The following is a 24,450-nucleotide window of genomic DNA, read 5'->3' as shown; positions in this document are numbered from 1 at the left end:
AATGCGCAGTCATGAGCTACAACGGCAAGAAAGTTCTGGTGACGGGCGCGGATGGATTTATCGGTTCGCATCTCACCGAAGCGCTCGTCCGCAATGGAGCGGATGTCACGGCTCTGGCGCTCTACAATTCCTTCGACAGCCATGGATGGCTGGATGATTTGCCCGACAACATCCGGAGCCGGCTGAAGCTTGTCCGCGGCGACGTCCGCGACAGCGCGTTCCTGAACCGGGTCATGCGCGGCCAGGCCGTTGTGTTTCATCTGGCTGCGCTGATCGCGATTCCATATTCCTACGCGGCTGCCCAGTCCTATGTGGAAACCAACGTCCTGGGCACGGTGAACGTGCTTGAAGCGGCACGTCAATGGGAGACGGAGCGGGTGGTGCATACCTCCACAAGCGAGGTTTATGGAACCGCCCAGACCATGCCCATCCGCGAAACGCATCCGCTGCAGGGACAGTCACCCTATTCGGCGTCCAAGATCGGCGCCGACATGATGGCGGAGTCCTACGCCAGGTCGTTCGATGTCCCTGTGGTCATCATGCGGCCCTTCAACACTTATGGTCCGCGCCAGAGTGAGCGCGCCATCGTGCCGACCATCATCCGGCAGGCCCTCGACCCGAATTGCCCGTCGATCATGGTCGGCGATACAAGCCCGATCCGTGACCTGACCTTTGTGGAAGACACTGCGGCAGCGTTCCTGACTGCGGGCCTGGCCCGGCTTGAATTCGGCCATGCGTACAATGCCGGCAGCCAACGCGCCGTGACCGTCTCCGACGTCTTGGACCTTGTCCTCGAATTGAGCGGTTCCAAAAAACCGATCCATCGAGACGAAAGCCGTTTGCGGCCGCAAAATTCGGAAGTTCGCGCCTTGCTCGCCGATTCCTCGCGGTTTGAAGGCGAGACTGGATGGCGGGCGCAGACCAGCCTGCGCGACGGGCTGGCGCAAACGATCGCATGGTGGCGCGCGCGCCTTAGTGAAGGCCGGGTGAGGCGCGAAATGGGTTACATGACATGACCCGGCTCCGCCGGCATATATCGGCGCTGCTGCTGATTGCCGGCGCCATGTTCCTGAATATCTACATGGCCGGTGGTCGCGAAAGCAGCGCATCGCAACCGTCGCCCGCACAGGCGGCAAGAAACCTGCCGGGCTATCTGCGCGAAACGACGGATCCATGGTCCGGCATGATTCTCGTGCGGATCACCGAACCCGGAATTCTTGGTCTCGCGGGTGTCTGCGGGAAGAAATACTGCACCCACCGTTACTCGAGCGCACAGGCCTGGAATGCTGACCAGAGCCTTCTCCTGATCGTCAATGGTTGCGGTGGCATGTGCTTTCTCGACGGGCACAGCTACGTTCCATTGTTCCACCGCAACCGCTCGACCGAATGCGAATGGCATCCCAGGGATCCCGAGCTGATGATCTGCGTTGCTGGCCGGCAGATTTCGACCTGGGCGCCACGCACCGATCACGAAGACATCGTGTTCACCTCGGCAGCCTATAGCGATCTCAAGTTCGGGCCCTACAAAGGCAATCCGAGCCGCGACGGCAACCGCATTGCGGTGCGTGCAAAGCGCAATGATGGCAAATCGGTGGTCTTTGGCTACGACCTCAAGCTGAGGCAGAAATTCCCGGATATCGATCTTGCCCAGCTTCCAGGAACCACCGGCTCCTGCTCGATCTCCCCGCTCGGCATCAACATTGTGTGCTCACAGGCATTGCCGGACGGCAATGAGCCGAGCTTCGTCTTTTCCATCGATGGCGTCTTGCGCCAGAAGTGGATGGAGCACCACCGGCCCGGTCACGGCGACATGACGGTCGATGCCGACGGCAGCGAAATCTATGTCGGGATCAGCAAATCGGATCCCGACAAATATCAGGTGATCAAACGCCGGTTAGCCGACGGCAAGGTCACCTCGCTGATGAAATATGGCGAGGCCATGCATGCGTCGCTCAGGTCCCTGGACAGGCCGGGCTGGGTGTTTCTGAGCTATGGCGGGACACCAGCCGAGATATCGCAGCATCCGGATTGGGCGCCCTACGCGCAGCAGGTCATTGCGCTGCGTTTGGACGGCAGCGGAGAGGTCCGCCGTATCGTGGACACGCAAAACGCGCACTTCGACTACTGGAGCGAGACGCATGCCTCGCCGTCTCCCGATGGCTCACAGGTGGTCTGGTCGAGCAATTGGGGCGTGCCCGGCGGCCCGGTGTACGATTTCGTTGCTCGTGTTGATTGGCCTTGGGAGCCGGTGTCGAACCAGAAGGAGATTGTCGCAAATGGCCTTCACTAAACGAACCATTCTTGCCGCGGCTGCCGTGATGTCCCTGACATCGATGGCCATCGCAGGCGACGCCGAGCCCTATCAACTGTCACCTGGCGATACCGTCGAGATTGGGATAGCGCCGATCCCGGAGCGAACGCAGCGCGCGGTGGTCCAGATGGACGGCAATATCGCCCTTCCCGCAGTCGGGATGATCATGGTCGCAGGCTTGACGGCGTCTCAATTGCAGACGCGCATGCAAACGCTTTTACCGACCAAGATCTTTCATGTGCGTCTGCCCGATGGACGCGAGCAGATGGTTGTCGTCAAGCCGGACGACGTGACTGCCATCATCGCGGAGTATCGTCCGATCTATGTGATGGGCGACGTGCTTACCCCGGGACAACAGGCCTATCGTCCGCTCATGACCGTGCGGCAGGCGCTTGCCGTCTCCGGCGGCTTCAGCCTTTTGCGGTCACGAGCAGGCCAGACCGGGCCCGATCCGGTTGATCTCAGGCGCGATTACGAAACACTTTGGGGGGATTACACCAAAGACTATTTTCACGCCGCCCGTATCCGCGCCGAACTTCAGGGCCAGGCGGATTTCGACAAGCAGACACCACAAGGGTCACCTCTGTCGCCCAGCGTCGGCGCCGCGATCGCCCAGGCTGAAGCGGACGCGCTGAAGATTGCGCTGAGCGATTTCCAGCAGGAGCAGGCTTTTCTTGAGAAGGGCGAGAAGGATGCGGCCGATCAGATCGAGGTTCTGCAGAAGCGAGAACAGGTCGAGGCCGAGAGCGTGAAGGCGGATCAGGAAGACCTAGCGAAAGTAACCAAGGCGTTTGACGCAGGCAATCTGACCAACAATCGGCTCGCCGATGTCAGGCGCGCCTTGCTTCTGTCGTCGAGCGGTGCGCTGCAAACCACGGTCGAGCTCATGAGAGCGCGGCGCCAGCAGGAGGATTATGTCAGGCAGCACGAACGCAATGACAATCAGAGGAAGATTGTCTTGCTGACGGATCTGAAGGACACCAACGCGCGGCTGGGGGATGTCACCGCCAAACTCCACGCCGCCAGCGAGAAGCTGCAACCGACCGGCGCATCCACTCAGCCATTGCCGATTGCCGGCGAAACGATCCAGGCTCAGGTCACGATCGTCCGCAAGATAGGTGATGAGTGGCGCAAGCTGTCGGCTGACGAAGATACCGTTGTGATGCCGGGGGATACCGTCGAAGCCCGGTTCAACAGTGATCTGCAAAGCGCGGCGATCCAATAGGCCGCCTCGGTAGCAGTCCGATAAAATGGGCTTGGGGAGCTCACTGTTCGATCGGGCAGTCGAACACAATGTAACGGGAGATACAGGTGAGGCTCAATTCCAAGCAAGGGGTGAAGCCGGCGCCGTCGACGAACGCGGCTCAAATGGCTCAGTCGGCAAATTATGCTTTCGATACGCCTTCAGCAGCGCGGATTCCGCGGGCCAGGCCTCAGACCGGTAAGTCCCGAGTTTGGCAGGAGCTGACGTCCAGCCAGCAGGCCCACCCACAAGGCGACCGAGCGTCGAACGACTACAGGGCCAGCCATTGCGCGCCAGGCTACGGCGCGCATTACAACAAAACACACGAGTCCGGCTATTATGGCGCGCTTTGGGAGAAAATCGAAAAGCCGCTGATCCTGGACGTTCTTCGCCCAATGGGGGAGCCGGCCGAAAGTGCCTCGATTTCGCATGCGGAACAGGTCGCATCGCCAACGTGGCGGCCGGGCTCTTCGGCGAGGTGGTGGGCGCCGACATTTCCAGACCCATGCTCGACTGCGCGCAAGTTCCACCCAATGTGAGACTGCGTCACATCGATATGACGAGGGAGCCTCTCGGCGAGACCTTCGACGTCGTAACGGCATTTCGCTTCTTCCTGAACGCAGAGGATCAACTGAAGTCGGATGCGCTGAAGGCGATAAATGAGCATCTGAAGGACGGCGGGCGACTTGTGTGCAATGTTCATATGAACGCGACTTCACCCATCGGCCTGGTTTGCAGGCTGCTCAACCGGTTGTCTGGACGCACAATTCGCCACACGCTGAGCACAACGGCGTTCAAGGAACTCCTGACCGCGTCGGGGTTCCGTGTCGAGGAGATGACACCTTACGGCTATCTGCCCCGGCCGGGAAACCTCTTGCCAGGGGTCTGTGGAGCGTTGATCGAGCCCTTCGAGAAGGTGTCCAGAACTCTTCGCGTTCCTGGACAACTGGCGCAGCATTTCCTGGTTGTTGCGAAGAAGCGCTAAAAACGACATCGCACACTCAAATGGCTCCGTGAAAACGGCTGGGGAGCCATTTGCCTGAGGGGCGAATCACCTCCCGAAAGGAAGGTACGGTGTCGCTGCCGTAGCCTGGAACGCGACCCTCGACAGCCACCAATGCACCCTAAAACGGCAGTTTTCCCCTGATTTAATGCTCCAGTTCGGGCTTTCTCGGGCTGGCGCCACGATTTTGCTACATTTGAAAGAAAGGCCACGTACGTTAGTGGGGCGTAATATTAGAAGGTAAAGAGGGATACGCTCCTGAAAACCCAAAATTTGTCCATGCCCGGCGGAACCGACCGGCCGACCCGACGACTTCTTGTCGGAGGTAGCAAGCCATGAGTTCCGGTGGGATACGCTCGCCCAATCTACGTGGCGCCATGCTTGACGCCGTGCCCGCGCTGGTAGGCGTTGGTATGTTCTCGGCGGTCATAAACATTCTCGCTTTGACCGGCTCCGTCTATATGCTGCAAATCTACGACCGCGTTCTGCCTTCGCAGAGCGTTCCGACGCTTGTCGGATTTACGATCGGAATGCTGGGCCTCTACGCGGTCTACGGGTTGCTGGATTTCGTGCGGCTTCGCCTCCTGGTTCGAATCGGCAATCGTCTCCATAAGAAGCTGCAGCAAAGGGTCTTCGGCCTCTCACTGTCCTTACCGCTCATCGGCGGCCAGGATGCAAACCGGATACATCCGCTTCGTGATCTGGACCAGTTGCGCGCTTTCCTTTCAGGATTGGGGCCGACCGTCATCTTCGATGCGCCGTGGATACCGTTTTATCTGTTGGTCATCTATCTTCTGCATCCTGCGCTCGGCCTACTGGCAACGAGTGGTGCGATTGTTGTCGTGCTGCTTACGGCGATCGCGGAAGTCCTTGGCCGCGGACCGGCGGCGCGTGCGTCCGAGACGCTCGTGTCGCAACGCAACCTTGCCGATGCCGGCCGCCGCAATGCGGAGGTTGTGCGCGCCATGGGCCTTTCGGACCGCCTCGCCCGCCGCTGGGGTGAGATCAATCACGCATATCTCACGCACCAGGAGCGCCTTTCCGACATTGTCGGCGCCACCGGTTCACTGTCGAGGGCGCTGCGGATGGCCTTGCAGTCCTGCGTCCTGGGACTTGGCGCCTACCTCGTGATCGGGGGTGAAGCGTCGCCCGGTGTGATCATAGCATCCTCCATATTGCTCGGCCGCTCGTTGGCCCCGGTTGACGCGGCGATGGCAAACTGGCGAGGGTTTGTGGCGTTCCGTCAGAGCTATTCCCAACTGACAGCGGCGCTGTCCGCCTTCGGTAGCCAAGGCGAGCTCATGGAACTGCCACGCCCGCAGGCGATGCTTGCGGTCGAGGAAGTGACGATAGCCCCGCCAGGCCAGCAAAAACCGACCGTGGCCAATGTCAGCTTCGACCTGTCTGGAGGCGCGGGCATGGCCATTGTCGGCCCGAGCGGTTCCGGGAAAACGACGCTTGTGCGCGCGCTGGTGGGAGTGTGGCAGCCGCTTCGCGGAACGGTAAGGCTGGACGAAGCCTCGCTCGACCAATGGGGCCAGGAACAGCTTGGCGAGCATATCGGTTACCTGCCGCAGGACGTCGAACTGTTTGATGGAACGGTTGCCGATAACATTTCGCGATTTGGCGGCAAGGGTGACGCCAAGGGCGTGCTGGCAGCCGCCAGGGCCGCGGGTGTCGACAAGATGATCATGCGATTGCCGAATGGGTTTCAAACACGCGTCGGCGAGGGAGGGGCAGCCCTGTCGGCCGGACAGCGGCAACTCGTTGGGCTTGCCAGGGCACTTTACGGCGACCCGTTTCTTGTCGTCCTCGACGAGCCGAATTCAAACCTGGACGTCGATGGCGATACCGCCCTGGCCGGCGCGATCCTGGGCGTGCGCCGACGTGGGGGCATCGTCATCGTTGTTGCGCACCGTCCTTCTGCGCTCACCAATATCGACAAGGTGCTCGTCATGGCGAATGGGACGCTTCACTCCTTTGGCTCCCGCGAAGAGGTCCTGGCCAACGTCATCCGGCCCTTCCCTTCGCCCGCTGAACGGCCGGCGGCGGTTGTCCCGATGCAGAAAGGGGTGAGCGGTCATGCGTGAGGTGCTGTTTCGTGTCTGACGTGACGATGGGTTTATTTGCTCCGATCGACGATGGGAGCCGAAGGGTCGAGGCGAATTCGGCCGGGGCACAGGATGGTATCAGGGCCAACCTGATCCTGGGCGCGGCGGTCACCGTCATGTTGATTGCCGGCGGCGGTCTTTGGCTCGGTTTGACGAAGATCGCCGGCGCGGTGATTGCGCCTGCCACCGTGGTGGTCGAAAGCAACATCAAGAAAGTCCAGCACCTGACCGGCGGCACGATCGGCGGCATCTTCGCGCAAGATGGGGACCATGTGCGGGCCGGCGATGTGGTGGCCAGGCTGGACGACACGCTGACGCGGGCCAACCTGCAGATAATCAGTGAGGATCTTGATCGCGCCACCGTCCGGCTTGCGCGGCTGGAGGCCGAGCGGCAAGGTCTGACGGAAATGCAGCTTCCGTCCAGCCTTCAAACACGGATGGGCGATCCGGAACTGGCTGCACTGGTGAACGGGGAGCGCACCCTGTTCGAAAGCCGCGCAACGGCGTTGACGGGGCAGAAGGCACAGTTGCAAAGCCGTTCAAAGCAACTCGAACGCCAGATCGATGGCCTCAAGGCGCAGCAGGCCGCGGAAGACCAGTCCGTGGTCCTGCTGGACGGAGATCTTGGCGATGTCCAGGCGCTTTATACAAAGAAGTTGGTGTCCAAGGAGAGACTGAGCAACATCAGATTGGATGCCACCCGGGCGCATGGAGAATCAGGACGCCTCGCGGCGGCGGTCGCTGAGGCACAGGCCCGGATCAGCGAGACCGAGTTGCAGATTCTTCAGCTCGACGAACAAAGGCGCAGCGAAGTAACGAGCGAACTTCGTGAAACGGAAGCCAAGCAGACCGAACTCAGCGAGCGCAAGGTCGTCGCGCAAGACGAACTGACCAAAACCAACATCCGCGCTCCGCAATCGGGAACGGTGCAGGAATCCTCCATCCACACGATCGGCGGCGTGATCGCCCCTGGCGAAGTGATCATGATGATTGTCCCCGACGCCGACAACCTCGTCGTCGACGCGCTGATTCCTCCATCGCGCATAGACGACGTTCGTCCAGGTCAGCACGTCTCGATCCGGTTTCCGGCTTTCGATGCCGGCACCACGCCGGCTTGCCAGGGATCGGTCAAGCGCATCTCGGCGGATCTGATCAAGGATCAGCAAAAACAGCTTTCGTATTTCTCGGCGCGTATCAATGTCGAGAACAAGGCAGCCTGCCTGACGGATGCCAAGGTGCTCAAACCAGGTATGCCGGCAGAGGTCCACATAAGCACCGACGAACGCAGCGTCTGGTCTTATCTGCTGAAGCCTCTCACGGATCAGATGTCCAGGGCCTTCCGCCAATGACATGGCGAACTGTTGGAAGCCAGCCGCAAAAGCGATTAGCTCTTCTTCCTACGACGCGGTGAGCGCCCTCCGGCGGGCGCGGCGGGCGGTACGCACCGTTCGCTCCGCCGTCACCGGAATCTTGGCCACATCGTTCTTATGCGGCACGGCGTTCGTGGTGCTATGGAGCCTCTCATAGGGCAGCAAATCCCTGATCCGGGCGTTGACCGATGCAATTTCGGCCCGCAGGTCCTCGCATTCCTGCCGTCTGATATCGAGTTGTATCTGATCGGATGCCTGTTGCAGCGACAGCTGTGAAAAATTGGCGGTTATCTTCGAAAGGTTCAGCTTGTCGGTTTCGACTTCCTTGGTGAGGGCAGCCAACCTTTCATCCGCCACCTGCTTTTCCGCCACGGCGTCGCTCCATTGAAGCCTGAGCCTGTCGATCTCGGCCGAGGCTTCGTTATTTGCGCTTGATGTGAGCTCAAGTCGCGAGTTGAGGCTCTGAACTTCGGAACGCAATCCCCGAATCTCGGCCCGGCAGCGTTCGAGCTCGGCATCCTTGTCCGCCTCCATGATCCTGGCGGTTTCCGTCACCTCCGACAGTTTCGCCTGGGTGATCTCGAGCGAGTGATGGAGCCGTGTCGCTTCCTTTTCGCTCTTACCGAGCGCACCCAGTATTTCGGAATTTTTCGCAGCTTCGGTGGCATGGATCGAGGAGAAGGCGTCCAGCCTGTGCCGCGCCTCGTCCTCCCGCTTCAGCGCCTTTTCCAGGTCGATCGACAGGCTGACATTCTTTTCACGCAGCAGTTTGTTCTCGCGCGCGCGTCTGTCGGCCTCAACGGTTGCGGCGGCAAGCGTGTTTGTGAGGTCTCCGAATTCCGCTTCATTCTTTGCGTTGGTGTTCGCGGCCTCCACGAGTTCCAGCCTTGCCGCGGCCAATGCGCCGCGAAGCGCCTCGCCGTCCTGAATCAGGCTTGCCTCGCGCTGCTGCAAAGCCTCCACCATGCTTTCACGCTCATACTGCCTTCGGTTGAGGTCATTGAGCTTGTCCGACAGGCTCCTTTGCTCCGCGGTCAGGTTTAGATTGGCGAGTTCCAGTTCGTTGGCGCGGAGAATGTCGGCGTGAAGGATGTGGAAGAATTCAAAGGTGAGTTGATGTGTGCTCGCGATCTCGGACAGTTTCGCGTTGATCTCCTCGAAATGCAGCTTCGCATCGCGAAACAGCCCATCAAAGGAACTCAAGGCAGCCATACGGCTCTGCGTATGAGAGGTCAGCCGTCGCACGGGTTCCTGTGTGCCGGCATTGTCGGTGCCAGCATCATCCTCGGTCTGCGGGCTGTCGTCCTGTTCGCTGTTGTCGTCTGGCATGGGCGGCTCGCCCGCGGCATCGTCCATTACCAGCGCTGACAGGTCGTCCAAACCAAGGCACTCGTCGACGGCGTCGGCCAAGTCAGCTTCGAGGTCGTCGAATGACTTCTCCACATTGTTGTCGGCACGTTTGATCAGATCCCTGAACTTCATGCCCTACATCCCCCTTCCGCATTCCTGGACCCAGCAAGGCGCGGACTGAGCCTCCATTTGTATCGAGAGATCAGTTCAGCGTCTTCGTGCAATCAAACGATGCCAAGCGCCAGCGATTCAGCGCCTCAACAGCGACAAGTCATCGAGACTTGTGAGGTTTTGTTGGTCGCCGATCACCTCCACCAGCCTTACTGATCTATGCCAGGATCGCTTTTTCGTCGGGTGACCCTGTTGTGTTTATCTTGACGTCTTCTGTTGCGTGGACCTGGCGCCGCTCGCTTGCCGGCATGGGAGGCCGTCCGGAGCGCTCTCGCGGGTAAGCCTCCCTGATAGATCAAGCGGCCCGACAGCCTCTTGTAGGGGGGCATCAGGCGGCCGGGCCTAACCGGCTGTTGGGTGTGTTTTGGTTTGCCGGCTGACCCAACATGCGCCTCGGCGGGTGGAAGCGCATCATTCGAACGAACTGTTCGCCGGGCGGGCTTCACTCAGCCAACGACACAAGCTCCACCACTTCGGAAGCACGACAGTGCAGGTGCCGATTAAGTCCGTAGACTCCTTCAAATGAACGATCAGCTCGCAATCAAGGAGGGATAGTGTGGTTTTTTGCGGCGATAGGGCCGGAATTCTGCAGGCTATGGGGGCAAAGCCATGTGCGGTATCGTGGGAATCGTCGGCCATTCGCAGGTTACGCCGCTCCTCCTTGCCACACTGAAGCGGCTGGAATATCGCGGCTATGATTCGGCCGGCGTCGCCACCATCGAAAAGGGACAACTTGGCCGCCGCCGCGCCGAGGGCAAGCTGATCAACCTCGAACGCCGGCTCAAGGAAGAGCCGCTCGAGGGAACGATCGGCATCGGCCATACGCGCTGGGCCACCCATGGCGTGCCCAACGAGACCAATGCGCATCCGCATTTTTCCGACGGCGTCGCCATCGTCCACAACGGCATCATCGAGAACTTTGCCGAACTGCGCGACGAACTGGTCCGTGACGGCTACTCCTTCTCGTCGCAGACCGACACCGAGGTCGTCGCGCATCTGGTGGCGCGCGAACTCGCCAAGGGGCTGAAGCCGGTGGAGGCGGCGCATCAGGCGCTGAAGCGGCTCGAAGGCGCCTTTGCGCTGGCCATCATGTTCAAGGGCGACGAGGACCTGATCGTCGGCGCCCGCAATGGCCCGCCACTGGCCGTCGGCCATGGTGATGGCGAGATGTTCTTGGGCTCCGACGCCATTGCGCTGGCGCCATTCACCAATTCCATCACCTATCTCGAAGACGGCGACTGGGCGGTGGTGCGCCGCGACAGCGTCGCCATCTTCGACATCGACGGCAAAAAGGTCGAGCGCAAGCGCCAGCAGTCGCTGTCGACCAGTTTTATGGTCGACAAGGGCAACCGCCGGCATTTCATGGAAAAGGAAATCCATGAGCAGCCGGAAGTGATCTCGCATACGCTGGCGCATTACGTCGATTTCGTCTCCGGTGTCTCGAAGCCGCTCGACCTGCCATTCGATTTCGCCAAAATTGGCCGACTGGCGATCTCGGCCTGCGGCACCGCCTATCTCGCCGGCCTGATCGGCAAATACTGGTTCGAGCGCTATGCGCGGCTGCCGGTCGACATCGATGTCGCCTCGGAATTCCGCTACCGCGAGATGCCGCTGTCAGCCAACGATGCCGCCTTCTTCATCTCGCAATCGGGCGAGACCGCCGACACGCTGGCTTCGCTGCGCTACTGCCGTAAGGCCGGCATGAAGATCGGCGCCGTCGTCAATGTGCGGGAATCGACCATGGCGCGCGAATCCGACGTCGTGCTGCCGACGCTGGCCGGCCCCGAGATCGGCGTCGCCTCGACCAAGGCTTTCACCTGCCAGCTCTCGGTGCTGGCGTCGCTTGCCGTGCGCGCCGGCGTGGCGCGCGGCACGATCTCGAAAGATGAGGAGAAGACCCTGGTGCGCGCGCTCTCGGAAGCGCCGCGCTATGCCAACCAGGTGCTCAAGCTCGAAGAGCAGATCGAGCGCATCGCGCGCGAACTGTCGCGCTACAAGGACGTGCTCTATCTCGGCCGTGACACCAATTTCCCGCTGGCCATGGAAGGCGCGCTGAAACTCAAGGAAATCTCCTATATCCACGCCGAAGGCTATGCGGCGGGTGAGCTGAAGCACGGGCCGATCGCGCTGATCGACGAGAACATGCCGGTCATCGTGATTGCGCCGCATGACCGCATTTTCGAGAAGACCGTGTCGAACATGCAGGAAGTGGCGGCGCGCGGCGGCAAGATCATCCTGATCACCGACAGCAAGGGCGCAGCGCACTCAAGCGTCAAGACGATGGAGACGATCATCCTGCCGGACGTGCCGGAAATCATCTCGCCGATCATCTATGCGCTGCCGATCCAGATGCTCGCCTATTTCGCCGCCGTGTTCATGGGCACCGACGTCGACCAGCCGCGCAATCTGGCGAAATCGGTGACAGTGGAGTAGGGGGCGAGATGGACGATGACGATGCCTTTCGCACTGGCTTCTGTTCTTTGGATTTTGGTGGCGTGAGACCACCACATCGCTAGACCGGGGCGGTCTCATGCTCTTCCAAGACTCGCGCGATGACCTTGTCAAAATCGTGAGGTTCAGCACCGTTGACTTGTATCAAGGGCCATCCATCTTGGCGCAAGCACTCGCCGATCTCCCTCGAAATATCGGCCTGTCTCAAGCCCCTGTCCACGCCGAGTTCGAACAGGAGGACCTCGAGGAGCGGTTGCTGCGCATGCCGATCCATAAGACGGCGGCGCAACGTTTGCTGCGGCGCATCGAGCTGGATGAGGAGGTCCGGTCGCGGCAGGAACGCCAGGCAGTCACGAACCACGTCGATGCTTGGAGTTCGTGCCAGCAAAACCAGCGCGCACAAAGCCTGGATCAGGCCTTCTTCGAAAATGAAGTAACCTTCCGATTCCTGCGCTTGACGCCAGGACTCGCACAGCAGGGCGATGTCGACCTTCATACGCCATGACCATGTGCGGCTTCTCAAGGGAATTGAAGCCAGAAGCCGCGCGGCGACACCGTCCTTCGGCAAGGTCGACAGCAAGACAGGGCCCGATGTGGCGATCTTTCTGCCAATGCGCCCAATGCCATGGCGTACCTCCGGGCCATCATCCTGTTCCGACCCGTATTCAATCAGGCGATAGCCGTTGACCGTCTTAACGTTGATGCCATGTTTCGCCATCCCCTGGCAGAGGCCGCGAAGAAGTGTGGTCTTGCCTGCACCAGGCGGCCCAAACAACTCGATGATCATGGCGGTATGCCCAAGCGTCTCCAAGCAAGCAGTCATTCACCTGCAGATCAAAGCTTAGCCAGATTACAGACCACACCAACGTTCATTTGAATGACTTTTCAACCTGCCGCCGGAGGGGCGCGGGATTGGCCTGGACTAGCGTTTCACGGTCGGGCACCTCTGGGCGAACCGGCTGTTGCTGGAGAGAAATTGGAGAACTTCAGGGAGGCCGGGGAGGGAAAGCGCTGCCTGATCAAGATCGAGGCATCATCCGTATGATTGATGAAAAGATTTTAATCGCGAGCGATGGTCAACATTCACCTTGGTGGGGCCCTGAATGTCTTCAGCGTATCTGCACTCTGAAGCGGTGAATCAAGATCTGCAGGTGGATTGTCGACCAGCGACGATCCGCAAATGGTCGGATATCCCCGAATATGCTCTCGACGAGGGCGGGCCTGTCTTGCGCCATTATCAACAGATAGGCGCCGATTTTGCGGACATTTCCCTCATCGATCACCTTGGAAATGTCGCAAGGCAATATCCCGACAAGCTCGCGGTCAGCGACGGCGCCAATCGCCTGACCTATTCTGAGCTTTTCCGGACTGTCGAGACGCTGTCTCACCGTATCGCTGCTGTCGTCCCCGAAGGACAGGCGGTCGGAATCCTTCAGGCCAACTCGGCCTGGTATCCTGTGGCGATGCTGGGGAGCATAATGGCCGGGCGGCCTTGCGTTCCGCTCAACATGAGAGATCCGGGCTCCCGGATCATCGAGATTGTGAATGCCGCGCGGCTCGGCGCTATCATAGGCGCTGGCGAGGTTCGCTCCGTCGATCTGGCACAGGACATCATATGGATCGATATAGCCGCCAGCGTCGCGCCGAACAGTCGACCCGCATTGCCACCACCCAATTCCGCTTCCGTCGATGCACCCGCAATGGTGCTTTACACCTCAGGCAGCACCGGACGTCCCAAGGGGATCGTCAACAGCCAACGCGCCCTGCTGTGGCGGGTCCGGCAATATGTCGACGCGTGCCATATCAACGCGGACGACGTTTTCCTGCCGCTGACCGGACCTGCCACGATTGCCGGTTGCCGGGAGATTTTCGCCGCGCTGCTGACGGGCGCCACATTGCATCTTCTCGAGGTGGAGGCGGTAGGCCTGCGCGCTGTGCGCGCGCGGTTGCAAGCCGAAGGCGTGACGGTTGCCTATCTTGTGCCGGCGCTGCTTCGGGCGCTCTTGAGCGAGGGCCCCGCTGACGCCTTCCAGTCACTTAGAGTGGCCCGGCTCGGTGGTGAGAAAGTGTCGTGGACGGACATCGCATTGCTGCGCAAAGCCGTTTCCGACCAGTGCCTGATCCAGATTGGTTACTCGTCAACCGAGACCACCGGTTCGCAATGGTTCTTGCCACCGGACTGGCCCGAACAAGACGCCACGGTCCCCGTTGGCAGACTGCTTCCGGGGATGGCATTCGCCATTGTCGACGAAACGGGGCGCAACGTTGGGACAGGCGAGAGCGGAGAGCTTCTGATCCGAAGCCCCTATGTTCTGCTTGGTCATTGGGAGAACGGTGTCGTCGTTCCCGCGCGGCCGGACCCGGACGATCCCGGTGTTCGAGCTTTTGCGACGGGCGACCTCGTTCGGCTGGATGATGATGGCCTGTTGCGGATCGTCGGCCGCAAAGGGCGCCAGATCAAGATCAATGGTCGGCGCGTCGAACCCGCCGAGCTCGAACGGGTCCTGCGTTGCGCACCTTCGGTGGCGGATGCCGTGGCAATCGTGACGCCAGCGGAGGAACTCATCGCATTCGCGGTTCCCCAGCGCTTCGCCGGGGCTGCTTTCGCGGAGGAGCTTCGCCAGCTCGTCAGAACGACGTTGCCGGCGCCACTGCGTCCCTTGCGGTTGCACACCATCGCCGCAATCCCGCGCCTGCTGGGGGAAGGTCGACCTGGCAACACTCACCGAAATGGATCGCTCGGAGAGAAAGACGGCGCCAGCCGACCAGCCGCCCAGTGCCCGACCGCTCCCCGCGGGAGGCGAACTGAATACAAGGCAAATAGTGCAGCACGCGTGGATGCAGGTTCTCAACACCGGCGTGGCCGCGGGAAACTGGGATGACGCGGGAGGAGATTCGCTGCAGCTGCTGCATTGCGTCATGGCGATCGAGAGCGCTATCGGGCAAGAGCTGGGCCTCGAGGCCTTCACCGTCGGAATGAGCTTCAACGAGATGGTTGAGGCGGTCTTATCGGCACAGGCAGGCGAACGGCGCGAGAAGAAGCGTCATCCCCCGGTTCTTTTCCTGTTTCCAGGGTCGGTCGGCTATGGTCCGAGCCTGGCCGCCTTCGCAGCCGCCATGGGCAAGGTCGCCCGGGTGAGCCCCATCCGGTATCCTGGCCTCGCAGCGATATTGGATGGACATGACAGTCTCGCCGCCATGGCTGCGGCCGCACTCGAGCAGATAAACCGCGCCCAACCTGCCGGCCCTGTGCGACTTCTTGGCCATTCGCTTGGCGGCGCGGTTGCGTTCGAGGTTGCGGCACGGCTTCTGGCCGCCGGTCGACCGGTAAGGTTTTTGGGTATCCTCGATACGAGCCTGCTGGACGAGCCGAGCAATCATTGGGAGACACTTACCCGCACATTCCATCGCATTCGCACGAATCGCATATCGGCCCGCCGAATGGCTTGCCGAGCCCTTGCGAAAATCACCGTTGCCATCGGCCGCGAGGCGTATCTCACCAGGATTCTCGACCGCTTTGCCAAGGGAGAGTTCAACCCGACAAGCTTCAGAACCAAACTGGAACTGCAGGAGGTCTTGCGGGCGCGGTCTTTCTTCCGGTGGCTGGACGGACCGAAACCGGCTCTGCCGATCGCCGGCACCTTGTTTCGCTGTCGTCGGGAGGGAATGCCTCGAACTTTGGGCTGGGATAGCGTTTTGGCCCATCTGGACGTGGTTCCGATCAAGGGCAACCACATCGACCTCGTCATAGAGCCTAATCTTGCCACCAACCGTCCGCTCATCGAGACGGCCGTCGTGCAGACCTACTCCCCGGCCGAGTCTCGCAAAAGGGAGGATCTGTCATCGACGTGATCTCACAGTTCAGCAAGGACGTGCTGGTGCTCGATGCTCGTGCGGAGGTCGATCGCATCGTTGACACCTTGCGCAAGCAGGTTCTTGGCACGCTCCATCGTCGCGGCGTGGTCGTCGGGCTTTCCGGCGGCATCGACAGCTCCGTCGTCGCGACCTTGTGCGCGCGCGCGTTCGGCAGGGACAAGGTCCTGGGACTGTTCATGCCGGAGCGGGATTCCTCCGGCGACTCGCTCAGACTTGGCCGCCGTGTTGCGGCACAGCTTGGCATTGAGAACGTCCTGGAAAACATAGGCCCGGCACTGGAGGCCACTGGCGCCTATAGAAGGCAGCTCGAAGCGATCCGGACCGTCGTTCCCGACTATGGGGAAGGCTGGAAATGCAAGCTGGTGATCGAGCCGGTTCTCGAGAGCAACGGCCTCAACATCACCCGGCTCACCGTCCAGGATCCGGAGGGCAAGGTCGACACGGTGCGTCTTTCGCCAGCAGCCTATCTGCAGATCGTCGCTGCAACCAACTATAAGCAGCGCCTGCGCAAGATGACGGAATACTACCACGCCGACCGCCTCAAATACGCGGTGGCGGGGACACCGAACCTTCTTGAGTACGACCAGGGGTTTTTCGTCAAGCAGGGCGACGGAACCGCCGACGTGATGCCGATCGTTCACCTCTACAAAACCCAGGTTTATCAACTCGCGGAATATCTCGGCGTGGACGAGGAAATCCGCCAGCGGGCACCGACCACCGACACATTCTCCATGGCGCAAAGCCAGGAGGAGTTCTACTTCGCGCTGCCCTATCACCTGATGGATCTATGCCTTTACGGCCTGAACCACGGGATCGCGAGCGATGAGGTCGCGGCGGTTGCCGGCCTCACCGAGCTCCAGCTTCAGAAAGTCTTCAAGGACATCGACGCGAAACGGCGGGCCGCCCACTATCTTCACGCGCGGCCTTTGCTGTCCGTGGAATTTGGCGAGGATTGACCGGGGATGTGCGGCATCGCTGGAATTGTGGCACTGAACGCCGCGGCGGCTTCTCCTTCGCGTGAGGCGCTGATGCGGATGGTGGGCGTGCTCTCACACAGAGGTCCGGACGAGCGCGGCCTGTACCGGGACAAACGCGCGGGGCTGGCGCATGCGCGCTTGTCCGTCGTCGATCTTTCCAGCGGCCAGCAGCCACTTGCGGACACAGGCGATACGACCTGGATCGTGTTCAACGGCGAGATATTCAACTATGTCGAACTGCGGGAACAGCTGATTGCGCTCGGCCACCGCTTCCGAACCCGCAGCGACACGGAGGTCGCGCTCCATGCCTATCGTGCATGGGGCGAAGCGGCCTTCGAGCGTATGAATGGCCAGTGGGCAATCGCCATCTGGGACTCGATGGCGGGACGTCTCGTCTTGTCGCGCGACCGCTTCGGCATTTGCCCCCTGCATGTCTGTGAGCATGCGGGCCGGCTTTATTTCGCCAGTGAAGTGAAGGCCATTTTCGCGGCCGATCCGACCATACCGCGCGCCTTTGATCCCGCCGGCCTCGATCAGACCTTCACGCTCTGGACAGTCGTTCCGCCACAAGGGGTATTTCAGGGAATCCATGAGCTCGTGCCAGGGCATGTCCGCACCTACCAGGATGGCACCGTTCGCGAGCAGGTCTTCTGGCAGCCTTCCTACCCCGAAAATTTCGGATCGCCGCAGGGCGAGTTCACCGGGTCGTGCGATGACGCGGTGGATCGCGTGCGTGGCGCCCTTGAGGCCGCGACGGCGCTCAGAATGGTGCGCGCCGACGTGCCTGTCGGGTGTTACCTCTCGGGAGGGCTGGACAGTTCGCTTGTGGCGACACTGGGAAGGCGCTTCGCCGGCCGACGCTTCCAGACCTTCTCCTTGCGTTTTGCCGACGCCGAATATGACGAGACCCGATTCCAGCGCCTGGTCGCCGAAGCAACCGGCAGTGAGCATCATGAAGTGGTGGTTTCGCGCGGCGATATCGCCGCCATCTTTCCGGAGGTGATCTACCACACCGAGCGCCCGATACTGAGGACCGCCCCGGCGCCGCTGTTCCTGCTCTCCAGGCTGGTGCGCGACCGCGGCATCAAGGTCGTGCTGACCGGCGAAGGGGCCGACGAAATGTTCGCCGGCTACGACCTGTTCCGCGAAGGCAAGGTCCGGCGGTTCTGGGGACGCCAGCCGGCATCGACACGACGCTCGCGGCTCCTGGAGCGCCTTTACCCCTATCTCACCCGCTCGCCGGTGCAACAGCAAGCGATGGCGCGCCAGTTCTTCGGGCGCGGTATCGAGGCCCATGACGCGCCCGGCTTCGCCCATGACACGCGCTGGCGCAGCACCAGCGCCATCAAGCGGCTTTTCTCCGCGGAGCTGCGCGCCGAATCCCAGCGCCACGACGCCGTGTCGGAGTTGCTCGCCCGCCTGCCGGCGGCGTTTTCGCGTTGGAGCCCTCTTGCGCAGGACCAGTATCTCGAGGTCCAGACATTGATGTCGGGTTATCTGCTTTCCTCGCAAGGCGACAGAATGCTGATGGCCCACTCCGTCGAGGGGCGCTTCCCGTTCCTGGACGATGAGCTTGTGAGGCTCGCGAATTCACTTCCGCCTTCCTACAAGCTGCGTGTCCTCGATGAGAAGCACGTGCTGAAACGCGTGGCGGAGCCGATCGTGCCCGCCGAGATCGTGACGCGCAAGAAGCAGCCATTCCGGGCGCCCAACGCGCTCTGCTTCACCGACGAAGCCGCACCGGAATACATTCGCGAAGCGCTTTCGGAGACAGCGATACGCAAGGCGAATGTTTTCGATCCGGCTGCGGTCACGCGCCTGCTCGGCAAGTGCCAGGCCAGGACAGGTGACGGTGATCTTTCCAACGCCGACAACATGGCGCTGGTCGGCGTGCTGTCGACCCAACTCCTTCATCAGCAGTTTGTCGCGAGCTGTCCCAGTGCGACCCACGTGCGTGGGCTCAGCGTCGACGTCGACCGCGAACATCGGGAAGAGTGCTTGCATGTTGCATGATGCCGTCCCCCTGCTGCACGACTATCTCGCCCACTCCGCCGGCCGGCTCGGCGACAAGGTGGCGCTGGTATGCGGCAAGCAACGTGTCACCTATGGCGAGCTTGAAGCCCGCGCTAATGCGATCGCCCGGGATTTGACCGCGTCAGGGGTCGTGCGCGGCGATCGCGTGATGATCTTCGCCGACAACACCGTCGAGACAGTGGTGAGCTTCTGGGCGGTGCTCAAGGCGAATGCGGTGGTGTGCATCGTCAACCCGCTGACCAAGAGCGACAAGCTCAATTACCTGCTCAACGACTGCCTCCCGGCAGCGCTGATCACGGACGCGCATCTGCACTCGATCTTCCGCGAGCCGGCGCGCGGCTGCCCGTCACTTCTGCGGACGATCGTTTCCGGATCGATCGATGACGTCGAGCTCTCCCGACTGCCGCATGCCGTGCGCTGGGACATTGCGGTCGCCAGCAGCGGCGATGCACCGCCGGCGCGGCGCTGCATCGATGTCGATCTTGCCGCCATCATCTACACGTCCGGTTCGACAGGCGAACCCAAGGGCGTGATGCTGACGCACAGAAACATGATGACCGCGTGTACGTCGATCGCGTCCTACCTCGAGCTTGCCGAGGACGAGGTGATCCTCAATGTCCTGCCTCTCGCTTTCGACTACGGCCTGTACCAGATGATCATGGCGTTTCGCACCGGCGCGCGGCTGGTGCTCGAACGCTCGTTCGCTTTCCCGGCGCAGGTCCTTGGGCTGATCAGGCAAGAGGGGGTTACGGGTTTTCCCGGCGTGCCGACCATCTTTGCGGCACTTTCTGAACTCAAGTCCCTCAGGGATCAGGATTTCTCGAGCATTCGCTACGTCACAAACACCGCGGCGGCCCTGCCGCTCAAGCATATTCTCATGCTTCAGGAGCTGTTTTCGAGTGCACGCATCTATTCGATGTACGGCCTTACCGAATGCAAGCGTTGCACCTATTTGCCGCCGGAGGATCTCAAACGAAAGCCGCTGAGCGTCGGGATCGCGATCCCAAATACGGAAATGTGGATCGTTGACCAACATGACAGGCGGGTCGGCCCCGGCGTCGTTGGCCAACTCGTCATTCGCGGCGCAACGGTGATGAAGGGATATTGGGGCAAGCCCGAGGCGACGGCCAGGAAACTCAAACCCGGCCCGCTGCCCGGCGAGCAGGTCCTGTACACCGGCGACTACTGCCGGATGGACACGGAGGGCTACCTCTACTTCGTCGGCCGTGGTGACGAGATCATAAAATCGCGCGGCGAGAAGGTGGCGCCGAAGGAAGTGGAGAACGTCCTTATGGACATTCCCGGGGTCCGGGAAGCGGCGGTCATCGGTGTTCCCGACGAACTCCTTGGACAGGCGGTGAAGGCATTTGTCGTGATGGAAAATGGCAGAACCATCGGCGAAAAACAGCTGCAGCTGGAGTGCCAGAAACGACTGGAAAACTTCATGGTTCCGAAGTCCATCGTCATCGTGGCCAGTCTGCCGATGACGGACACGGGCAAACTCAAGAAAACGGCTCTGTCATGAGGCCGGGTCGCTAAATTGGTGGTGTCGCTACGGAGGGTGAATTCATGTTGACTGTCAAGGACCGAACCTACAGCGAGCAGATCCGCAATTTCCTGGTTTCGAATTTCTACGTGAGCGACGTGAAGGCATTGGTGAACGACACGTCCTTGCTCGATCAAGGCATCGTCGACTCGACGGGGGTGCTCGAGATTATCGGCTTTATCGAGGAGACCTTTGGCATCACCGTCGAAGACAGCGAACTCTTGCCTGAAAACCTCGATTCCATTCAGGGGATCGAGCAATACATTATCCGCAAGATGAATTGATTGCCGGTGTAAAGCCCAGATCGGTTCCTGGAATTGCGCTGGTTTTCCGCACGCTCATGCCTGCGCCTTGGCTTGTCCCAGAGCCACCCGGCCTTCGCCCGCTTCATTTGAGACGGCACGGATGTTCTCATATGCCTTGCTGCGCTCCAGCAGGCTCATCACCTGCCGGTCCTGGCCAAGGCCGACCTCAAAGAGCAGGATGCCGCCAGGCCGCAAATATCGCGGCGCGTCCTTCACCACCCGCATATGGATGCTGAGGCCGTATGGGCCGGCCGCGAACGCTTCCCGCGGCTCGAGCTCGACCAGATGCGCGCGGTCGCCCTCGAGCCGCTTTTCCGAAATATAGGGCGGATTGCAGACGATAACGTCGATCGTCCCGTCAAGCCCGAGGCCCGAGAGCGCGCCGAACAAGTCGCCCTGAAGCACCGAAACGCGATCCGCCATGCCATGATGGGCGGCGTTGCGGCGCGCCACGTCGACGCATCCGTCGGTGAGGTCGCTCGCCCAGACACTCGCGGTGGGGACGTGATGGGCGATGGCGCACGCCAGATTGCCAGTGCCGCAGCACATGTCGACGACGCGCGGCGCGGGCAGGTTCATTTGATGCAAGACACCAAGAGCCGTCGTGCCCAGCAACTCCGTCTCCGGCCGGGGCACGAGCGCACCGGGCGCGACGAGCAGCTCAAGTCCCATGAAAATGGCGCGGCCCGTGCCATAGGCGTCGGCGACACTGAACTCTTTGCTCATGGCGAACCCCTGATCTTCCCAGTATAGGTGTTCGGCGTTCGTGCGCCAATCAAACCTGCTCCGAAGTCATGAATTTCTCGAGCCTGTCCAATGCGCCGTCGGCGACGAAAGGCCCGGTCCAGTCCGGGCTGAGCAAACGTGACGCCATCGATCCCGCCCGCCGCTTCTTTTTGGCTGCCGGCTGTTTTTGTCTGGCCTGCAGTTTTGTGACGCCTGTGTTAGCAAATGCGCCCATGCTGAAAAGCCAGGCACCCGGGTTTTATCGCGTGGCGGTCGGCGATTTTGAGATAACGGCGCTATCCGATGGCAGCAATATGCTGCCTGCCACGAAGCTGCTGCAGGGCGACCCGGCTCGGATCGAAGAAGCCCTGAAGCGCAACTATCTCGGCGACCTCATCGAGACCTCCCACAATTGCTTTCTCGTCAATACCGGAGGCAAGCTGGTCTTGATCGACGCCGGCGCGGGCTCGCTGCTGGGGCCGAGCACGGGCCATCTGTTGAGCAATCTGCGCGCGTCGGGGTACCAGCCGGAGCAGATCGATGAACTTTACCTCACGCATCTGCACGCCGATCACGTTGGCGGTCTTATGGCCGAGGGACAGAGGGCTTTTCCCAATGCGATCGTGCGTGTCGACAAGCGGGACACCGACTACTGGCTAAGCGAGGCAAACATGCGCGCTGCTCCGGCTGAAGCGAAGCGGTTCTTTGAGGCCGCGATAGCATCGATCACGCCATACATGCGCGCTGGCAAGCTCGCCATTTTTGACGGCAATACCGACCTCGTGCCTGGCGTGCGCGCGCAAACAGCCTATGGCCACACGCCCGGACACACCATGTACGTGGTCGAAAGCAGGGGCGAGAAGATCGTCCTGTGGGGCGATGTCGTGCATGTCGCCGCCTTGCAATTCAAAGACCCTTCGGTGACGATCCAATACGATACGGACGCATCGGAGGCCGAATACGTGCACGAGCTTGCATTCGCTGATGCGGCTGAAAATGGCTACATAGTGGGCGGTGCGCACATATCATTTCCCGGGCTGGGCCGCGTGCGCCGCGACGCCGAGAACGCCTACACCTATGTGCCCCTGGACTACAGCCAGGGATAGGCCTCCATAAGCCAGACTATGTCTGCGTTGCTGGGACTGCCTCTTCAATCGGCGGGCCGTCGAACGGCAATCCGCAGACATCCCCCACCAGCGAACGAAACCATTGGTGGGCAGGGTGCGTCTGCAATCGTTCGTGCCAGATCAGCTTGTAGAGCAATTTCTCTGTCTCGAACGGCAGGTCGCGCACCACCAACTCATGCTCATCGGCGATGGCGCGCCAGGGTCCGTTGAAGAAGCCAAGCGGAACGCAGGTAAGAAGGTCGCTCCGCGCGACAATCCTCAGCGCATCGGCGAAATGATTGACCACGGCGACGATCGTCCTTGTCCGTCCGGTCAGGCTGAGCCAGCCATCCACAAGCCCCAGTTCCAGCCCGGATGGGGTTGCCAGCACGTGTGCGGCGGCGGTGAACTGATCGAGGCTCAGGGATTGCGCCAGTTCGTGCCCGCTGCGCATGACGCAGACATAGCGATCCGTCCGCAGACTTCGTACATGTACTTCTCTCGGCAGCGAGGCAAACATGCCTACCGCGCAGTCGAGTGTGCCGCGGCCGATCCCGTCCAGCGAGCCCTCATGCGTGTGAACGGCAAAGGAAACACGGGCACGTGGGGATGCGGCCTGTAACTTAAGCGTGATCGCGCTGACACCTTCCATCGCGAGACTGTCCGTGACCGCAACGCGAAAACTGGTCGTATCCGATCCCGGGTCGAAGTCGTCGGGAGCGAACGAAGCGCGGATTGCCGCCAGCGAGCGATGAAGTTCGGGCCACATCGCCACCATGCGAGACGTCGGTTGAACGCCGGTCGCCGTCTTGAGGAAAAGCTGGTCTTTCGTCAGCTTGCGGGCGCGGCGCAACGCATTGCTGACGGCTGGCTGACTCATCGCCAGGCTTGCGGCCGCACGCGTTACATTCCTTTCCAGCATGATGGCCTCAAGGACTGCGATCAGGTTCAGATCGAGGCGCACGTTATTCACCCAGGAAATGACGCTTGTGTCTAATTCTAAATTGGACGCGCGCAACGCGGCAAGCAATCCTGTTTCGAACGAGCAGCCGAACACATGCGAGTGAATACGCCCGCCTCGCAACCGGTGATAAAAGCTCCGTACAAACCAGAGGATACGCCATGAATGACGTCGCTTTTGCGGACGTGTTGCCGAAACTGACCGGCAAGATCAGCCCTGACCGCATCCGGTTGATGCGAACCCCGCGTCCGCCGAACGAGCTGATCGACGGGTTCAAACGGATCGGCGACGCCACCAGCGTTATTTCGGATATTATGGATGAGCTGGGCATCACCGGTGCGATTGGCGCATCAACCCTGAAGCCGACCCTGCCTTCAACGTCGCTTGTCGGTCCGGCGCTCACGGTACGCAACATCCTGCAGCGCGAGCATGTCTACGAAACAGCGCGAAACCACGTCAATCGGATGGCGGAGTTCGAAGCTCACAATTTGGCATTGCCAGGTGATGTGGTGGTCATCGACGGCGTCGCCGGCGTTTCGAACATGGGCGGAATTTCGGCGCAGGCAGGAAAAAGACAGGGCGAGGCCGGTGCGATCGTCTCCGGAGGCATTCGCGATCTCGGACATTCGCGGCGGGTCGGATATCCGCTCTGGGCCACGGAAATCACGCCTGTCACCGGCAAGTGGCGGATCGAGACCGTGGAGATCAACGGCGATATCCAGATCGCCGGCGTCCGGGTTGCCCCCGGCGACATTGTTGTCGCCGACGAAACCGGCGTCTGCTTCATCCCGATTGCCCGGGCGGCCGAGATTCTCGCAAAGGCGCTGAAGAAGGCGGCTTTCGAAGAGGCGAAATGCGAAGCCATCGATGCCGGCACCTCCGTTGCGGATCTGCCGGGCAATGCATAGA

At 61.0% G+C, this 24,450-nt stretch carries 19 protein-coding genes; 15 read left to right on the top strand and 4 right to left on the bottom strand.

All coding sequences use genetic code 11. The features are described 5' to 3' along the window. Positions 1-11: 11 nt before the first annotated feature. From HB778_RS07270 to HB778_RS07245, 6 genes are all read left to right on the top strand, one after another. Complete coding sequence (locus tag HB778_RS07270) at positions 12-1,016, top strand: NAD-dependent epimerase/dehydratase family protein (RefSeq protein WP_183462642.1); 1,005 nt, start codon at positions 12-14, stop codon at positions 1,014-1,016. After that, positions 1,013-2,290: a hypothetical protein gene (locus HB778_RS07265; protein WP_183462640.1), complete on the top strand. Its 1,278-nt coding sequence runs from the start codon at positions 1,013-1,015 to the stop codon at positions 2,288-2,290. Before HB778_RS07270 ends, HB778_RS07265 begins: the two co-directional genes overlap by 4 nt. Then, on the top strand, positions 2,277-3,536 hold the full coding sequence (locus HB778_RS07260; RefSeq protein WP_183462638.1) for a polysaccharide biosynthesis/export family protein: 1,260 nt from the start codon (positions 2,277-2,279) through the stop codon (positions 3,534-3,536). Before HB778_RS07265 ends, HB778_RS07260 begins: the two co-directional genes overlap by 14 nt. A gap of 229 nt (positions 3,537-3,765) precedes the next feature. Next, the gene (locus HB778_RS07255; protein WP_348524689.1) at positions 3,766-4,539 is read left to right on the top strand and encodes a class I SAM-dependent methyltransferase; all 774 of its coding nucleotides are present in this window, start codon (positions 3,766-3,768) and stop codon (positions 4,537-4,539) included. Positions 4,540-4,934: 395 nt separating this feature from the next. After that, positions 4,935-6,647 (top strand): type I secretion system permease/ATPase, encoded by a 1,713-nt coding sequence (locus HB778_RS07250; protein WP_244661851.1) that lies wholly within the window; start codon positions 4,935-4,937, stop codon positions 6,645-6,647. A 26-nt stretch (positions 6,648-6,673) separates the two neighbouring features. Next, positions 6,674-8,017, top strand: a complete 1,344-nt coding sequence (locus HB778_RS07245) for an HlyD family type I secretion periplasmic adaptor subunit (RefSeq protein WP_183465034.1) — start codon at positions 6,674-6,676, stop codon at positions 8,015-8,017. Positions 8,018-8,065: 48 nt separating this feature from the next. On the opposite strand, the gene HB778_RS07240 is transcribed toward HB778_RS07245, so the two are convergent. Further along, on the bottom strand, positions 8,066-9,520 hold the full coding sequence (locus tag HB778_RS07240) for a hypothetical protein (protein ID WP_183462634.1): 1,455 nt from the start codon (positions 9,518-9,520) through the stop codon (positions 8,066-8,068). Between the two features lie 648 nt (positions 9,521-10,168). Here HB778_RS07240 and glmS point away from each other — a divergent pair. Beyond that, a complete protein-coding gene (glmS, locus tag HB778_RS07235) occupies positions 10,169-11,992 on the top strand; it encodes a glutamine--fructose-6-phosphate transaminase (isomerizing) (protein WP_183462632.1) in 1,824 nt (607 codons plus the stop codon). Positions 11,993-12,071: 79 nt separating this feature from the next. Here the strand turns inward: glmS and HB778_RS07230 are convergent, their stop codons facing one another. Continuing rightward, a complete protein-coding gene (locus HB778_RS07230; protein WP_183462630.1) occupies positions 12,072-12,797 on the bottom strand; it encodes an AAA family ATPase in 726 nt (241 codons plus the stop codon). A 316-nt stretch (positions 12,798-13,113) separates the two neighbouring features. Here HB778_RS07230 and HB778_RS41365 point away from each other — a divergent pair, with 316 nt between their 5' ends. From HB778_RS41365 to HB778_RS07205, 6 genes are read left to right on the top strand one after another with little or no spacing between them, the layout of a single operon-like run. After that, entirely contained in the window at positions 13,114-14,892 is a 1,779-nt protein-coding gene (locus HB778_RS41365) for an AMP-binding protein (RefSeq protein ID WP_244661849.1), read from the top strand. After that, complete coding sequence (locus HB778_RS41360) at positions 14,849-15,862, top strand: thioesterase domain-containing protein (protein ID WP_244661848.1); 1,014 nt, start codon at positions 14,849-14,851, stop codon at positions 15,860-15,862. Before HB778_RS41365 ends, HB778_RS41360 begins: the two co-directional genes overlap by 44 nt. 20 nt (positions 15,863-15,882) lie before the next feature. After that, positions 15,883-16,842, top strand: a complete 960-nt coding sequence (gene nadE, locus HB778_RS07220) for an NAD(+) synthase (protein WP_244661847.1) — start codon at positions 15,883-15,885, stop codon at positions 16,840-16,842. Positions 16,843-16,848: 6 nt separating this feature from the next. Next, entirely contained in the window at positions 16,849-18,876 is a 2,028-nt protein-coding gene (asnB, locus tag HB778_RS07215) for an asparagine synthase (glutamine-hydrolyzing) (protein ID WP_183462626.1), read from the top strand. Further along, complete coding sequence (locus HB778_RS07210; RefSeq protein ID WP_183462624.1) at positions 18,866-20,422, top strand: class I adenylate-forming enzyme family protein; 1,557 nt, start codon at positions 18,866-18,868, stop codon at positions 20,420-20,422. Before asnB ends, HB778_RS07210 begins: the two co-directional genes overlap by 11 nt. Before the next feature lie 44 nt (positions 20,423-20,466). Further along, on the top strand, positions 20,467-20,727 hold the full coding sequence (locus tag HB778_RS07205) for an acyl carrier protein (RefSeq protein ID WP_183462622.1): 261 nt from the start codon (positions 20,467-20,469) through the stop codon (positions 20,725-20,727). A gap of 54 nt (positions 20,728-20,781) precedes the next feature. On the opposite strand, the gene HB778_RS07200 is transcribed toward HB778_RS07205, so the two are convergent. Beyond that, complete coding sequence (locus tag HB778_RS07200) at positions 20,782-21,474, bottom strand: N5-glutamine methyltransferase family protein (RefSeq protein ID WP_183462620.1); 693 nt, start codon at positions 21,472-21,474, stop codon at positions 20,782-20,784. Positions 21,475-21,542: 68 nt separating this feature from the next. On the opposite strand from HB778_RS07200, the gene HB778_RS07195 reads away from it, so the two are divergent. Then, the gene (locus HB778_RS07195) at positions 21,543-22,580 is read left to right on the top strand and encodes an MBL fold metallo-hydrolase (RefSeq protein ID WP_183462618.1); all 1,038 of its coding nucleotides are present in this window, start codon (positions 21,543-21,545) and stop codon (positions 22,578-22,580) included. 16 nt (positions 22,581-22,596) lie between these two features. On the opposite strand, the gene HB778_RS07190 is transcribed toward HB778_RS07195, so the two are convergent. Beyond that, the gene (locus HB778_RS07190) at positions 22,597-23,610 is read right to left on the bottom strand and encodes a LysR family transcriptional regulator (RefSeq protein ID WP_244661846.1); all 1,014 of its coding nucleotides are present in this window, start codon (positions 23,608-23,610) and stop codon (positions 22,597-22,599) included. Between the two features lie 92 nt (positions 23,611-23,702). On the opposite strand from HB778_RS07190, the gene HB778_RS07185 reads away from it, so the two are divergent. Further along, positions 23,703-24,449, top strand: coding sequence for an RraA family protein (locus tag HB778_RS07185; RefSeq protein ID WP_183462616.1), 747 nt, complete (start codon positions 23,703-23,705; stop codon positions 24,447-24,449). The last annotated feature ends 1 nt before the right edge of the window (position 24,450 follow it).

This window comes from Mesorhizobium huakuii, from assembly GCF_014189455.1.
Lineage (GTDB): Bacteria > Pseudomonadota > Alphaproteobacteria > Rhizobiales > Rhizobiaceae > Mesorhizobium > Mesorhizobium huakuii_A.
Note: the sequence above shows the minus strand (reverse complement) of the source record. Positions and strands in the feature narration are given on the sequence as shown.